11 protein-coding genes are annotated in these 15,776 nt (G+C 54.0%); 6 read left to right on the top strand and 5 right to left on the bottom strand.

Going from position 1 to position 15,776, the window contains the following annotated elements; genetic code table 11:
* Positions 1-163: 163 nt before the first annotated feature.
* The gene (locus CMR03_RS01410) at positions 164-1,279 is read left to right on the top strand and encodes a CMD domain-containing protein (RefSeq protein WP_096010538.1); all 1,116 of its coding nucleotides are present in this window, start codon (positions 164-166) and stop codon (positions 1,277-1,279) included.
* On the opposite strand, the gene CMR03_RS01405 is transcribed toward CMR03_RS01410, so the two are convergent.
* From CMR03_RS01405 to CMR03_RS01400, 3 genes are all read right to left on the bottom strand, one after another.
* The gene (locus CMR03_RS01405) at positions 1,276-2,172 is read right to left on the bottom strand and encodes a LysR family transcriptional regulator (protein WP_063881185.1); all 897 of its coding nucleotides are present in this window, start codon (positions 2,170-2,172) and stop codon (positions 1,276-1,278) included. The two genes, CMR03_RS01410 and CMR03_RS01405, sit on opposite strands and share 4 nt — an antisense overlap.
* A 279-nt stretch (positions 2,173-2,451) precedes the next feature.
* The gene (locus CMR03_RS25170; protein WP_164484309.1) at positions 2,452-2,589 is read right to left on the bottom strand and encodes a hypothetical protein; all 138 of its coding nucleotides are present in this window, start codon (positions 2,587-2,589) and stop codon (positions 2,452-2,454) included.
* Positions 2,590-2,840: 251 nt separating this feature from the next.
* A complete protein-coding gene (locus CMR03_RS01400) occupies positions 2,841-4,427 on the bottom strand; it encodes a PTS transporter subunit EIIC (protein ID WP_063879753.1) in 1,587 nt (528 codons plus the stop codon).
* Between the two features lie 251 nt (positions 4,428-4,678).
* On the opposite strand from CMR03_RS01400, the gene CMR03_RS01395 reads away from it, so the two are divergent.
* The 5 genes from CMR03_RS01395 to pdeR all read left to right on the top strand — a co-directional run bounded on the left by CMR03_RS01395 (position 4,679) and on the right by pdeR (position 13,711).
* Positions 4,679-6,982 carry an FdhF/YdeP family oxidoreductase gene (locus CMR03_RS01395; RefSeq protein WP_063881188.1) on the top strand — a complete coding sequence of 768 codons (2,304 nt, stop codon included), beginning with the start codon at positions 4,679-4,681 and terminating at the stop codon, positions 6,980-6,982.
* A gap of 111 nt (positions 6,983-7,093) precedes the next feature.
* Positions 7,094-9,028: an exoribonuclease II gene (locus tag CMR03_RS01390; protein WP_096010537.1), complete on the top strand. Its 1,935-nt coding sequence runs from the start codon at positions 7,094-7,096 to the stop codon at positions 9,026-9,028.
* A gap of 191 nt (positions 9,029-9,219) precedes the next feature.
* On the top strand, positions 9,220-11,286 hold the full coding sequence (locus tag CMR03_RS01385) for a carbon starvation CstA family protein (RefSeq protein WP_096010536.1): 2,067 nt from the start codon (positions 9,220-9,222) through the stop codon (positions 11,284-11,286).
* The gene (locus tag CMR03_RS01380; protein ID WP_063879756.1) at positions 11,279-11,569 is read left to right on the top strand and encodes a YbdD/YjiX family protein; all 291 of its coding nucleotides are present in this window, start codon (positions 11,279-11,281) and stop codon (positions 11,567-11,569) included. The genes CMR03_RS01385 and CMR03_RS01380 overlap by 8 nt, the downstream gene beginning before the upstream one ends.
* Positions 11,570-11,725: 156 nt before the next feature.
* Entirely contained in the window at positions 11,726-13,711 is a 1,986-nt protein-coding gene (gene pdeR / locus CMR03_RS01375; protein WP_096010535.1) for a cyclic di-GMP phosphodiesterase, read from the top strand.
* Between the two features lie 4 nt (positions 13,712-13,715).
* Here the strand turns inward: pdeR and CMR03_RS01370 are convergent, their stop codons facing one another.
* Together CMR03_RS01370 and araD are read right to left on the bottom strand one after the other, a co-directional pair.
* On the bottom strand, positions 13,716-14,582 hold the full coding sequence (locus CMR03_RS01370; RefSeq protein ID WP_063879758.1) for a crotonase/enoyl-CoA hydratase family protein: 867 nt from the start codon (positions 14,580-14,582) through the stop codon (positions 13,716-13,718).
* Between the two features lie 271 nt (positions 14,583-14,853).
* Entirely contained in the window at positions 14,854-15,552 is a 699-nt protein-coding gene (gene araD / locus CMR03_RS01365) for an L-ribulose-5-phosphate 4-epimerase (protein ID WP_096010534.1), read from the bottom strand.
* Positions 15,553-15,776 lie beyond the last annotated feature (224 nt).

Below are 15,776 nucleotides of genomic sequence, written 5' to 3'. Positions count from 1 at the left end.
CCCTGTGCTGTACCCGCCCGATTGCCTCGTTATTCCTTATCGCTATTATTTATCACCGATTGGTCTTTTGCCCTGACCTGCCCGTGGGCGACGATAAGTCAGCCCTGCGGCCTGCGACTAAATCACCGCCTGCGCCGCATCAGATTTTGCAAAAGGACGGATGATGCAACAACGCCGCTATCCCGGCCAGGATCACTGGTTTTACGAAAGTCAGACCCGCCCGCGGACCGTACAGGCTGCCCCACTTTTTCCTGAAGCCGCCCATGTCGATGACCGGTTTTTACTGGGGTTAGCACAGGAAGCCTCCGTTATTCAGCCTTTACTCCAGACAGACCAGCCCGCGATACAGATCGCCCACAACGTCGTTCTCCAGCTGTTTCCCGACCAGGTGAATACCACGCTGACGCATACGCTCACGCTGTATGATCGGTTAAGTACCGCGCTGACCGTCGCCCAGGTGACAGGCATTCAGCGCCTGTGTAATCACTATTCCGCCCGACTGAACCCCCTGCCGGGTCCAGATTCCTCCCGTGAAAGCAACAATCGCCTGACACAAATTACGCAATATGCACGCTTGCTGGCGATGCAGCCTGCGCTAATCACGGCTGAAAGTGTTCGTGCGCTACATGCGGCCGGGCTGAGTGAAGCCGATATCGTCACCCTTAACCATTTAGTGGGCTTTGTCTGCTATCAGGCGCGTGTCATTGCCGGTATTCATGCTCTGCTGGAATTACCGGTACGCTGGATGCCGGGGATGTCACCTGCCCCGGATGCCGAGGCAGCGACGTTTGATCAGCCCTGGCAGTGGCAGCCGGTCCTGACGCCGCTGGAGCCGCGTTATGCCAGTGAGGAGCAACATGCTGCGGTCACGCAGTGCCAGGGCTCGCCCGCACTTCAGGATGCGGTCTGGCTGCTGGCGCACGCTGCCGGGTTATTGCAGAGCTGGTTTGCCCTGCGTCATCAGCTTGAAAATACGCTGACCTCATCTGTAGAGGCCACTGCGGCAAGGATTCTGGGCAGCCGCTGGCTCTGTCAGCAGGCTGCAGACGCTAAAAATCTGCTGGATGAGGTGGATGCGGCGCAGCGGCCGGGTGAACAGCAAGTCATTATGACCCTGGCCGCGCAGTTGACCCGCCAGCCGGAGCGCTTTAACGCGCGCGATCTTCAGCCGCTGGCTGACGCAGGCTGGTCACATGCCGCGCGGTTCAGCGTGATTCAGTCCATCGCGCTGGCCAACTGGAACAGTCGTTTATTTTATGCCTGCGGTGAAGCCCGCTAGCTATCGAGATGACTGCGCGCTTCATCGTAAAAATGTTGCGCCAGCGGCGTCGCCCTGCCAGGTTCGGCGACGACCAGCGCCGCCTGGCGCGCCATTTTAGGCATTGCAATGGTCCGTTTTTCCAGTCCGTGTAATGAGGCGGGCAGTAAATGTCCTCGTGGTGAGATCAGCACGCCAAGACCGACCTGGGTGCACTGTAACAGCTGCATGATGGACGCGCTTTCGACCACCACGCGCGGCACCAGCGCGACGTCGCGAAACGTCATATCCAGATAGCGGCGAAAATAGCGGGTTGGCTCCGCCAGACACAGCGGCTGCTGTGCCAGCGTTGGCAGGTCAAGCGTTTCATGCGCGCATAAGTGCTGAAAATGGTCGGGATGAAAAACGGCTTCCACGCCACTATCCGGCAGCAGGGATGCCTGAAAATGCAGTTCCCGCAACGTCGCCATTTCAAAAAAGCCAATGCCGACATCGACCGTGTGGCTGTTCAGCGCTTCCAGCAGTTGATCGGCGCTTAATACGGCAATACGATAATCCAGCTGTGGATAGCGCGCCTGCACCGCTTTTAACAACTGCGCCAGCGAGACGCTGCACTGCGGAACAACACCAAGACGAAGCGTACCGTTCACCCCGTGTTTTAACGACTCGACCTCCAGCTTGAGTCCCTGATAAACCGAAACGATTTCCCGCGCCCAGGCCAGTACCCTGTCGCCTTCCGGCGTAAAACCCGCAAAATTGTTGCTGCGGTTGATCAGCGACAGACCCAGCTCACGCTCCAGGTTTTTTAACCGCATCGATAAGGTAGGCTGGCTGACAAAGCTGGCTTCGGCGGCACGACCAAAATGGCGCTCGCGTTCGAGATTGCAAAGGTAGATGAGCTGTTTGATGTCGATTTTCTTTACCCGCCGTAACACCGGTTTTATGAATACCTATTATGTGCCGATGGATTAACAGAATGCCAGTCAGAGATAGTGCCATAACCAATACCGCGAAGGCCTTAAACGGACGCAACATATTCAGGGCGCAATAAGGTTATGAAGGTGGCTGTCACAATAGCAGGTCAGATAATCGTGGAAGCGTTGTCAGCATTCACAGGTGAATACCGGTGTTGATGATCTTATAAACGCGTTAATTTGTAATTTTTATTGGTGTTTCCCTGGTGTTGCAGGTGCTTACTTGTGCGGATAAGGCCAGGCGTGTTCAACGCCGGTGGAAGAGAGAACGCCCGTGACCAATAAGTAGATCACCACCAAAGCGAAGATAACAATTGCTGATATTTCAAAGATTTTAATCAGACTGTGTTTAGCCATAAATAACCCCCTGCTCATTGCGTGTATTTGACGTTCACCTCTTACCTTAGAGTGTTACCGGTAAAGTACAAGTCCTGATCACAAAATGAAACATAAAGTATTACTTATATATTTAATGGATTTATCGTAGACAGAGAAAGCCAACTGCAGGAAGCGGATTCAACGTGGATTTTTTCTTCAGGCGCAAGGCGCTATAACGATGCAGAAATGGCGAAGGCGCATCACTCGCGCCTTCGCAAGTGTGAAGAGGTTTACCCGACGCCCAGGGCCGCTTTCACCTCTTGTGCAATTTTCTCTACCTGCGGGCCGTAAATCACCTGCACATCATGTTCACTAACGCGGTTGATGCCATTGGCACCGGTGCTCATTAGCGTCTGATCCACCACTTCTTTCATGTCTTTGACCCGAACCCGCAAACGCGTGAAGCAGCAATCGACATCCTCTATATTGGCTGCGCCACCCAGACCACTGATGATCACGTTGGTGCGCTCGCTGCCTTCAACCAGCTGTGGTTTTTCATCATCCGTTTCACGTCCCGGCGTTTCGACATGCATACGCGTAATAATAAAGCGGAAAGAATAGTAATAAACCGGGGCGTAAATCACCCCAAGCGCCAGCGTCCACCACCAGTGGGTTTTACTGCCGCCAAGCATGCCAAAGACCACCAGATCGATCACACCGCCCTGCACATTTCCAATCATCAAATGCAGCATCGACATCAGCATAAATGACAGGCCGGTTAAAAATGCATGCAGCAGGTAGAGCACCGGCGAAACGAAGATAAAGCAAAACTCCAGCGGTTCGGTGATGCCAGTAGTGAATGACGTCAGTGCTCCAGCCATCACCAGCGCCCTGACGCGCTGTTTGTGTTCAGGCCGCGCGGTGTGATAAATCGCCAGGGCAGCAGCAGGCAGACCAAACATCATGACCGGTATTTTTCCCTGAGCCAGGAACTGGGTGGCGGTGCGAAGCGTCGCGTCCGGGATAAGTCCGGGATGGGTGAGCGAGGCATTAAAGATGTTTAACGCACCGACAATCGTCTGTCCGTCCACGATAGCCATGCCGCCAATGGGCGTGAAACGCACGGTTTCGTTCAGGATGTGATGCAGGCCCGTGGGGATCAGAATGCGTTCCGAAGCACCCAACAGAAATGCCCCGTACTGCCCGCTCCGGCCGATCATCTGTCCCACCCAGGCAATGCCTTCGCCAATGGTCGGCCAGACCAGCGCCAGTAAGATGCCGATCAGCGGCAGGAACACCACCGTCACAATCGGCACAAAGCGACGCCCGCCAAAGAAACTGATCGCCGTGGGTAACTGCTGCGTATAGAAGCGGTTATGCAGCATCACGGTGATCAGCCCGGCAATTACACCGCCCAGTACGCTCATATTGTAGGTAAAAATACCCAGCATCTGAATGTACTCAGCCGAGGTCATCATGGCTGTGGTCTGATCCAGCCCGGCCTGTTGCAGCGCCTGCGGCGTGGTTGTGGCTGCGGTAATGCCCTTCGCCGCCAGCGTGGCATTGATACCGACATTCATGGCGATATAGCCGATAACGGCGGCAAAGGCTGCGGTAGGCTTTTCTGCTTTCGCCAGTCCAATGGCGCTGGCGACGGCAAAGAATAGCGGCAGATTAGCAAACAGCGCGCCGGCCACTTTACGAATAAACCCGATGATGAGCTGGGCAACCTGCATGTGTGCGAAAGCTTCGCCGGTGACGGCAGGATTCTGCATTGCCGCCGCCAGCCCCAGAAAGATACCGGCCGCTGCAATCACCGAAATTGGCATCATCAACGCCTTGCCAAACGCATGGATCTGGCTGGTGAGTTGTTTCATGGTGTCGCGCCCTTTTCTGTTTTAAACAGCAAGTATTAGCGCGATGTGCCGATAACACCCGTTATGGAGAGGTTACGAGAAGGTAAAACATGAACATCATCACAGTTGGCGCGCCACCACGATAAACGCCAGCTATCGCACCATTAAGCCAATCAATTAGACAAGCTTTGTCGTCGATAGCACACTAATATTTACCATCAGGATATATCCTTGCAACATTCGTCCAACATAAAAATAAGCCTGCACCTATGATGAAATTCAAGCGTCAAATTAAACCATACCGTGCCGCAGCGGGCGGCTGGGGTTCACTGGAAGCTACCACACGTTTTGTTTTCGACAGTAAAGCTGCCCTGAAAAATCTGCGCAATTTAATGCGCATGAACAAAGCTCGTGGCTTCGACTGCCCAGGCTGCGCCTGGGGTGATGACAATAAAAGTACATTTAGCTTTTGCGAAAACGGGGCGAAAGCCGTGACCTGGGAAGCGACGCGCCGCGTGGTCGATACCGACTTTTTCGCGAAACACAGCGTTACGACCCTGTATGCGCAAAGTGACTACTTCCTGGAATATCAGGGCCGTCTGACGCATCCGTTACGCTACAACGCTGAAAGCGACCATTACGAACCCATCAGTTGGGATGACGCTTATGCGCTCATCGCGAAACACATTAAGGCGATGGATAATCCGGATCAGATGGAGCTTTACACCTCGGGTCGCGCCAGTAATGAAGCCTCCTGGCTTTATCAACTGTTTGGCCGCATGTCAGGCACCAATAACTTCCCGGACTGCTCCAATATGTGTCACGAGGCCAGCGGTGCTGGGCTGAAACGCAGCATCGGCGTGGGTAAAGGCACCATTCGTCTTGACGATTTTGATCATGCCGATGCCATTTTTGTCTTTGGGCAAAACCCAGGCACTAACCACCCACGCATGCTGCACAGCCTGCGTCACGCGGCCGACCATGGTGCTAAAATCGTTACCTTTAACACGCTACGTGAGCGCGGTCTGGAGCGTTTTGCCGATCCGCAAAAGCCGCTCGAAATTGTCACCTCCAAAGCGGGCACCATCAGTTCTGCCTATTATCAACCCCATCTTGGCGGTGATATGGCGGCCGTGCGCGGCATGGTGAAAGCCCTGCTGGAAACCCATCGCGCGCGTATTGCAGCGGGCGAAAGCGGCTTATTCGATCAGGCCTTCCTGAACGCCAAAACGCACGGCGTTGAGGCGTACTTCGACGCCGTAGATAACACAGACTGGATGCAGATTGTGGCGCAGTCGGGCCTGACAGAAGCACAAATCCGCGAAGCGGCAGCGATCTATCAGAGCGCCGATCGGGTGATCTGCACCTGGGCAATGGGCATTACGCAGCACAAGCATTCGGTTGATACGGTGCGTGAAATCACCAACCTCCAGCTGCTGTTTGGTCAGTTAGGTAAAAAAGGGGCCGGCCTCTGTCCTGTGCGTGGTCACAGTAACGTTCAGGGTAACCGCACCATGGGCATTGATGAAAAGCCGTCCAAACCTTTCCTGGATGCGCTGGGTCAGCACTTTGACTTTGAGCCTCCGCGTGCGGCAGGCCATAACACCGTTGAAGCCCTGAACGCGATGCTGCGTGATGAAATTAAGGTTCTTATCGCCCTGGGCGGTAATCTGGCCGCCGCAGCACCGGATTCTCCGCGTACTGAAGAAGCTTTATCACGCTGTGGTCTGACTGTGCACATCAGCACCAAGCTCAACCGTAGCCATCTGGTGCCGGGTCATGAAGGGTTGATCCTGCCGACATTGGGTCGTACCGAACGCGATTTGCAGGCGACAGGTAACCAGTTCATTACCGTGGAAGATTCGTTCAGCATGGTGCATGCGTCAGAAGGTGTCGGTATTCCTCTGGCAGAAACACAGCGTTCTGAAACGTCGATTGTTGCCAGTATTGCCCATGCGGTTCTCGGTGATGACAAGGTGAAGTGGTTAGATCTGGCGGCTGATTACAACCTGATTCGCAATCATATTGCGGCAACCATTCCCGGTTTTGCCGACTTCAATACCAAATGCGATCAGCCTGGTGGCTTCTATCTTGGCAATGCCGCGGCAGAGCTGCGTTTTAATACGCCGACCGGTAAGGCCGAGTTTAACCCGGCAGCGCTGCCCGAGTCGCTGTTTCCGAAGCTTGATCAGGAAGTGCCTTTCACGCTGCAAACCCTGCGCTCGCATGACCAGTACAACACCACGATTTACGGTCTCGACGATCGTTATCGCGGCGTGTACGGCCAGCGTGAAGTCGTCTTTATTAACCCCGACGACATGGCTGAGTTAGGGTTTAGTGAAGGCCAGAATGTGGATATTGAAACCCTGTGGAATGATGGCATCACCCGTCGCGTGAGCGGCTTCAAACTGGTGCCTTACAACATTCCGCGTGGCAATCTGGCGGCCTACTATCCTGAAACAAACCCGCTGGTCCCGTTAAACAGCTATGGCGATATCAGCGGCACACCGACCTCGAAATCGGTGCCGGTTAAGCTGGAATTGTCGCAGGCGTTGACCACCCAACGAATCGCCTGATTCAGGCTTTTCTCCAGGCAAAAAGCCGGTTCGTCCGGCTTTTTGCCTTGCCGCGAGACCCCGATTCGCGTAAAACTGTCAGCCGCTATTAGGCCACGAAACGTAAAAATCATGTTCCAGGATAATCCGCTGCTTGCGCAGCTTAAAGAGAAGCTTCATTCGCAAACGCCGCGTGCAGAAGGCGTTGTAAAAGGCACCGAAAAGGGATTCGGCTTTCTGGAAGTCGATGCACAAAAAAGTTATTTCATCCCGCCGCCGCAGATGAAAAAAGTGATGCATGGCGACCGCATTGTTGCCGTCATCCACAGCGATAAAGATCGTGAAAGCGCAGAGCCAGAAACGTTGGTTGAGCCTTTTCTGGGCCGCTTTGTTGGCCGCGTGCAGAAAAAAGACGACCGTCTTTCTATCGTGCCCGATCATCCGCTGCTGAAAGAGGCCATTCAGTGTCGTCCGGTGCGCGGACTGACCCATGATTTCCAGAATGGCGACTGGGCCGTCGCTGAAATGCGTCGTCATCCGTTGAAAGGCGACCGTGGCTTTTATGCCGAACTCACCGAATTCATTGTCAAAGCCGACGACCACCTCGCCCCATGGTGGGTGACACTGTCACGTCATAATCTGGAGCGTGAAGCGCCAGAAATCGGCTTTGGCGACATGCTGGACGAAAACCTGACGCGTGAAGATCTGACCGCCCTGGATTTCGTGACTATCGACAGCGCCAGCACTGAAGATATGGACGATGCGCTGTATGCCGAAGCACTGGACGATGGCGCACTGCGTCTGACCATCGCCATTGCCGATCCCACTGCCTATGTCGCAGAAGGTAGCGAGCTGGATAAGCTGGCGGCGCAACGTGCGTTCACGAACTATCTGCCGGGCTTTAATATCCCGATGCTGCCCCGCGAGCTGTCAGACGATGTCTGCTCGCTGCGCCCTGACGTGCGTCGTCCGGTTCTGGCGTGCCGCGTGACCGTTGCTCAGGATGGTAGCCTGGCTGACGATGTTCAGTTCTTTGCAGCCTGGATCGAGTCAAAAGCCAAACTGGTGTACGACGAGGTTTCCGACTGGCTGGAAAACAGTGGCGAATGGCAACCGCAAAACGAGGCTATCGCTAACCAGATTCGCCTGCTGCATCGCTTGTGTCAGTCCCGTGCTGAATGGCGTCAAAACCATGCGCTGGTGTTTAAAGATCGTCCTGACTACCGTTTTCTGCTGGGCGAAAAAGGGGAAGTGCTGGAAATCATCGCCGAACCGCGTCGTATCGCGAACCGGATTGTTGAGGAAGCCATGATCCTGGCGAACATCTGTGCCGCCAATGTGCTGCGCGAAAAGCTGGGCTTTGGTATCTACAACGTTCACGCGGGTTTCGATACGGCGAATGCCGAGCAGGCCGCCGCTGTGCTGGCGACTCACGGCATTACCGCCGATCCGCAGGCTATCACCACGCTGGAGGGGTTCCGCGTACTGCGCCGTGAACTGGATGCACAGCCTACTCAGTTCCTCGACAGCCGTATTCGTCGTTTCCAGACCTATGCGGAGATCACCACCGAACCGGGCCCGCACTTTGGCCTGGGGCTGGACGCTTACGCCACCTGGACCTCCCCGATCCGTAAGTTTGGCGACATGATCAACCATCGTCTGCTGAAGGCCATCGTGCGCGGTGAGCAAATCGGTCGTCCGGATGATGCGCTGACGGTCACCATGAGTGAACGTCGTCGTCTTAACCGCATGGCAGAGCGTGACGTGGGCGACTGGCTCTATGCCCGTTACCTGTCGCCCTTTGCGGCTACGGATCGTAAGTTCAGCGCGGAAATCATCGATGTTTCTCGTGGTGGCATGCGCGTCCGCCTGCTGGAAAATGGTGCCGTGGCGTTCATTCCAGCGCCGTTCCTGCATGCTGTGCGTGACGAACTGGTTTGCAGCCAGGAAAGCGGTACAGTACAGATTAAAGGTGACGTGGTTTACCGCGTATCCGACGTGATTGACGTGACCATTGCTGAAGTCCGCATGGAAACGCGCAGCGTCGTTGCACGCCCCGCAGCCTGAGACTAAACCGGTGGGACAGCCTTGTCTGTCCCGCCGACACATTCCACCTCGCCTTCCCTCTGCATGTGCGTGCTAAATTTGCTCCGCGCTTCACAGTTTTATCTTTATTAACTTCCACTTACATTCCATTACATTAACGTTAGCTCGTTGTCTTCGATCGCCTTCCATTCGGTCTCTACAAGGAGTGAGTTATGAAGAACGTCAAAAACGGCGTGCTTTGGTTAGCAGTGGCGTTAATTGGCGCGGGTGCGTTCGCGATGCTGGCGCTTAACCGCGGCGAGCACGTCAACGCAGTCTGGCTGGTGGTTGCCGCAGTTGCCTTTTACAGCATCGCTTATCGTTTTTACAGCCTGTTTATCGCCCGCAATATTTTTGAACTGGACGACCGCCGTCTGACGCCAGCTGAGCGCCTCAGCGATGGTCTTGACTATGTTCCCACCAATAAGTGGGTGCTGTTTGGTCACCACTTTGCGGCTATCGCCGGTGCTGGCCCGCTGGTCGGCCCGATTCTGGCGGCACAGATGGGTTTTCTGCCTGGCACTATCTGGATTCTGATCGGGGTGATGATGGCGGGCGCCGTTCAGGATTTCCTGATTCTGTTTATCTCTACGCGACGTGATGGCCGTTCGTTAGGCGAAATGGCGCGTCAGGAGCTGGGCGCTTTTGCCGGTGTGATTACTATGCTGGGTGCGCTGGGCGTGATGATCATTATTCTCTCTGCGCTGGCGCTGGTGGTGGTGAAAGCCCTGGCGAACAGTCCGTGGGGACTGTTTACCATCGCGGCGACCATTCCGATTGCGCTGTTTATGGGCATCTATATGCGCTTTCTGCGCCCGGGAAAAATCGCCGAAGTCTCGTTGATCGGCTTTGTGCTGATGATGGCGGCCATTATTTACGGTGGTGATGTCGCACAGCATCCTTACTGGGGCCCGTTCTTTACGCTGAAAGGCACCTCGCTGACCTGGGTGCTGGTCATCTATGGTTTTATCGCCTCAGTGTTACCGGTCTGGCTGCTGCTGGCCCCGAGGGATTACCTTTCTACCTTTCTGAAAATCGGCGTCATTGTCGGGCTGGCTGTGGGCATCGTCTTTGCCATGCCAGAAATGAAAATGCCTGCGGTGACACGATTTATTGACGGCTCGGGGCCGGTCTTCTCTGGCGCCCTGTTCCCGTTCCTGTTTATCACTATTGCCTGTGGCGCTATCTCCGGCTTCCATGCGCTGGTATCCAGCGGAACCACACCTAAGCTGATTGAGCGCGAAAGCCATATTCGTTTTATTGGTTACGGTGCCATGCTGATGGAGTCGTTCGTGGCCATCATGGCGCTGATTTGCGCCTCGGTACTGGACCCGGGTGTGTACTTTGCGATGAACTCGCCCGCGGCACTGATTGGTACTACGGTAGAAAATGCCTCTCAGGTGATTAATGGCTGGGGATTTGTGGTCACGCCTGAGATGTTAAGCGGTATCGCCCGGGATGTGGGCGAAGCCTCCATCCTGTCACGTGCCGGGGGTGCGCCGACCTTTGCAGTCGGCATGGCACATATCATTACTGAGGTGTTTAACAGCCGCGCCATGATGGCCTTCTGGTACCACTTCGCCATCTTATTTGAAGCCCTGTTTATTTTGACCGCCGTGGATGCCGGTACCCGCGCCTGCCGCTTTATGGTGCAGGATCTGGTTGGCACGGTCGTGCCGTCTATGGCGAACAACCGTTCATGGCTGGGCAATATGTCAGGGACCACCGTCGCCGTCGCCGGCTGGGGTTTCTTCGTTTATCAGGGCGTTATCGATCCACTGGGCGGTATCAACACCTTGTGGCCACTGTTTGGGATTGGTAACCAGATGCTGGCCTCTATGGCGCTAATCCTGGGCACGGTGGTGCTGTTCAAGATGAAAAAGCAGCGCTATGCATGGGTGACGATTCTGCCCACCATCTGGCTGTTTATTACCTCGATGACAGCGGGATGGCAAAAGATTTTTCACGAAAAACCGTCAATTGGTTTCCTTGCTCAAGCCAATAAATTCCGAAAAGGTCTGGATGAAGGCGTTATCATCGCGCCAGCTAAAACCGTGGCCGATATGCAAACCATCGTATTCAGTAACCAGATTAATGCTGCCCTGTGCGGGTTCTTTATGCTGGTTGCCGTCACGATGCTGATTGCCGCCTTCTTTGTGATTCGCCGTGCGCTAAGCAGCAACGTGCCTACCACGCATGAGTCAGATGTGGAATTGCGTAAGGAGGTGCGCCATGTATGACAGCATCCATCGCGTAGCGCGGCCCCAGGGGAGCTGGCATATTATGCGTTGCGATTTACTTTCCACCCCTGTTCGCACCGGCTTTCGCTGGCGCGCACTGTGGCAGGGACTTCAGCAAAGTTTTCGTTTGATGGTTGGCGTGCAGGATTATCAAAAATACCTGCAGCACATGCGGCGGCGGCATCCTGAAATGACACCGATGAGCGAGCGGGAGTTTCATCGTTATTGTCTGGATGCCCGCTTTCCCAGTCAGGCCGGAAAGCTGGGTAAATGTCCGTGCTGAACATAAACTGAGCCCCGCTTCGGCGGGGTTTTTTATGCCCGTTTTTTCTGGAAAGTAAAATAAATACAGTTTCATCTTGTGCTGGCATCAGTTGATGAATACTGTTGCTAAAATAACGAGATAACGCCAGCAATGTACTTCCTGGAGGGAGTGACCATGACCGATGAACAAGGGCAATCATTGTTGTATACCTTGTTTGGTACAACCAGCCCTCATTGGCGATTAAACGCGGACAGTGATGCGCTGCTATTTGCCTTAGATGAATCATCGAACACCAGCGTGGCTGTTCCCCTGACGCCGGGTCAATGCAGTTTGCTTCGCGCGATGCCGGTTATCACTTCCAGTATAAATCTGACGTTAACAATACACGGCGAGCAGGTCGCCATGCATTTTGTCGGTCGCAGGATCAATAAATCCGTCTGGGCCGGTACCGCGTCGGCATGGGGCGATACCTCGGCCGTGGCTCGCGACCTGACGCTAGGTCTGTCTTTTGCTGAACAGGTCGTTTCGGAAGCCAATTCCGTCATTGTGATCCTGGACCAGCGCGGCAACATTCAACGCTTTAACCGACTCAGTGAAGAGTACACCGGCCTGTATGAACAGGACGTGATCGGTCGGAATGTTTTTCAACTGTTTATGACCAAACAGGAAGCTGCCGCCTCACGTCGTAACATTGCGGGTTTCTTCCGCGACGGTAACTCCTACGAAGTCGAACGCTGGATCAAAACGATGAAGGGACAGCGACTGTTTCTGTTTCGTAATAAGTTTGTTCACAGCGGCAGCGGTAAAAATGAAATTTTCCTCATCTGTTCAGGAACGGATATCACGGAAGAACGCCGCGCGCAGGAACGACTGCGCGTTATGGCCAATACCGATGGTATAACTGGCCTGCCCAATCGTCATGCGATTCATCAGCAGATTAGCCAGGCGCTGGAGCGTGCAGAAGGCAGCGAAACCGGCGTGGTCTATCTGGATTTAGATAACTTTAAGAAAGTTAATGATGCCTACGGTCATATGTTTGGCGATCAGCTGTTACAGGCCGTTTCTCTGGCTATCCTGAGCTGTCTGAGCAAAAACCAGACACTCGGACGGCTGGGCGGTGATGAATTTGTCGTGTTGGCGGAACACACCAGCCAGGCGGCGCTGGAGGCGATGGCCACGCGTATTCTCGATCGCCTGCGTCAGCCGTTTCGCATTGGCCTGATCGAAGTTTACAGCGGCTGTTCAGTGGGCATCGCCCTTGCCCCGCTGCATGGGGAAGACCGTGAATGTCTGATTCGTAACGCCGATACGGCGATGTATCACGCCAAAGAGAATAACCGCGGTCGATATTGTGTTTTTGCTGAAGAGATGAACCGGCGGGTTTTTGAATACCTTTGGCTCGATACCAATTTGCGTAAAGCGCTGGAGCAGGACCATTTATTAGTGCATTACCAGCCCAAAGTCGATTCTGACGGTAAAGTACGCAGTGCGGAAGCGCTGGTCCGCTGGAATTCGCCAGAGCGCGGGCTGGTATCACCCGGCGAATTTATCCCCTATGCGGAAGAGTCCGGCCTGATTGTGCCGCTTGGTCGCTGGGTCATGCTCAATGTGTTGAAGCAGATTCTTGCCTGGCGGCAGCAGAATATTCACCTGCGTGTCGCGGTGAACGTCTCTGCGCGTCAGTTGCTCGATCAATCGATCTACAGTGACCTGAAGCAAGCCCTGACGGATGCGGGTTTGACCGAGTCGCCAGTAGATATTGAACTGACGGAAAGCTGCCTGATAGAGAATGAAGCCGAAGCGTTGAAGCTGATGCGTAAATTCCAGGAACTGGGCGCGCAGATTCACCTTGATGACTTTGGCACCGGCTACTCCTCTTTGTCGCAGCTGGCGCGCGTGCCCATTAATGCCATTAAGCTGGATCAAAGCTTTATCCGAAATGTGAACAAACGGCCGGTATCGCAGTCTCTCGTCAGGGCCATTGTCGCGGTGGCGAAAGCGCTGGATTTGCAGGTGATTGCCGAAGGCATTGAAACTGTCGATGAAGAAGAGTTTGTCGTGAAAAGCGGCGTCGATGGGCGACAAGGCTATTTTTACGCAAAACCAATGCCCGCAGATCAGTTTGGGCACTGGCTGGCTCAGCATCCTGCCCGCGTCTAGATCGCTAACCCGCTTTACGCAGTGATGCGCTGTGGCGGTTTTGTAACTGTACTAAACGTTCCATATAGGCAATATCTTTCGCTTCGAGCGTAAATGCGTAATCTACCCAGTCCTCGGTAATATCCATTAATTCAGCGCGTGACAGCTGTAATACCCGCTGGCGCGCCTTTAACATGGCACGAACGCCATTGAGTTTTGGCCGCAATGTATCGATAAACGTGCGGGTAGCCCGGTAACTGTCGCCCGGTTGAAATACCTTATCCACTAAGCCGCGCGTTTCGTACCATTCAGCACTGTGGGACTCACCTTCCATAATCAGCTCTTCAGCCAGTTTCATGCCCGAACGCCGCGCCACTAACGAGTAGCCCCCCATTCCCGGAAACAGGTTAAAGGCGATTTCAGGAAAGCCCATCCGGGCATTGTTCTGGGCCAGGATAAAGTGATGCGCCAGCGCGGCTTCAAAACCGCCGCCAAGGGCGCTGCCTTCAATCATCGCGAGCGTAACCGCACCGGTATCAAATCCGCGGGCGGCCGAGTGGATGCAGTCAACACAAGCCCGTGCATAGGCACGCAAAGCTTCACGGCGGTTATTGCGAATACATTCCACGAAAAAGCGCAGATCGCCACCGGCATTGAACATTTGTGGTACTAACGAGCCGGTTACCCAGAAATCGATAGGTAAGCCCGAACGCTGAGCGGTATAACTCAGGTTCATGATTTCTTCGATCAATTCATGATTAAAACTGGGGCGTGGTTGGGCGCGCAACATCATCCACATGGTGCGACGTCCTTCCTCGTAATAGGCAACTAACTGCGTAGTGTGTCCGGCTTCGGAAAACAGTCTGCATGTGGGTTGGTTAATCACGGTCATTGTCTCATCCTCTGTTATTTTGATGCGCTAATTGCGCCACATCAGCCTAATCCAGAGTGAGGCCAGACCAAATGAGAGATTGATTTACAACATAAATTCCAGAGTGATCCCCGATGCATTCGGTTTAAATGATTAGTATGCTTTCTTGATAAAGTCAGGCTAAATCACAGAAAGACGCGAACCTATAACGGGTATTGATGAGACTGAAAACTGCTTAACATGCCGCCAGCAAGAAACGGGTCGGGACGCAGACAAGGCTGCGCCCCCATAATTATTTCTGGCCGTACCAGGCATTTTCACCGTGCTTACGCAGATAATGCAGATCAAGCAGGGTTTGCTGAATCGGCGGAAGACCGGCAGTGAGTTGCTGGCTAAACAATCCCATGTAAGCCACCTCTTCCAGCACCACCGCACTGTGCACCGCCGCATGTGCGTCTTTGCCCCAGGCAAAAGGACCATGCGAGTTTACCAGCACCGCTGGGATGGCGGTCGGGGAAAGCCCGCGTTGTGCGAAGGTTTCAATAATCACCTCACCTGTATTCCACTCATACTGGTTCTTGATCTCTTCGTCACGCATTGCTCGCGTGCAGGGAATTTCACCGTAGAAATCATCCGCGTGCGTGGTGCCCCAGGCAGGAATCGGCCTGCCTGCCTGTGCCCAGATGGTGGCGTGGCGGGAATGTGTATGGACAATTCCGCCAACCTCGGGCCAGGCCAGATATAGCGCCCGATGCGTTGCGGTGTCGGATGAAGGGCGTTTCTCACCTTCAACCACCTCACCGGTGGCCAGACTCACCACTACCATGTCCTCAACTTTCATCACATCGTAGCTGACGCCGGAAGGTTTAATCACTAACAGGCCTTGCTCACGGTCAATGGCGCTGACGTTTCCCCATGTAAAGGTGACAAGGTTATATTTGGGGAGATCCAGGTTAGCTTCCAGAACCTGTTGTTTAAGATGTTCCAGCATTTTTTTCTCCTGCTGAGAAGGGTCTTAATATTCTGCTGAGCAGGCAGGAAAAGCGTTATGGAGCAAATGGCTAAAAAGCAGCGGAAAATGGCTGTGAATGAAAAATTGTGCTGCGAATTAAGAATTATCTATCTTCGGAAATTCTTCAAAATGAATAGAATTCTGTCAGGCATCCGACAGGTCCACCTGTTGATGATGCTTTTCAGCCGCTACAAACAGATCGT

It is taken from the genome of Pantoea allii (assembly GCF_002307475.1).
Taxonomy (GTDB): Bacteria; Pseudomonadota; Gammaproteobacteria; order Enterobacterales; family Enterobacteriaceae; genus Pantoea; species Pantoea allii.
Note: the sequence above shows the minus strand (reverse complement) of the source record. Positions and strands in the feature narration are given on the sequence as shown.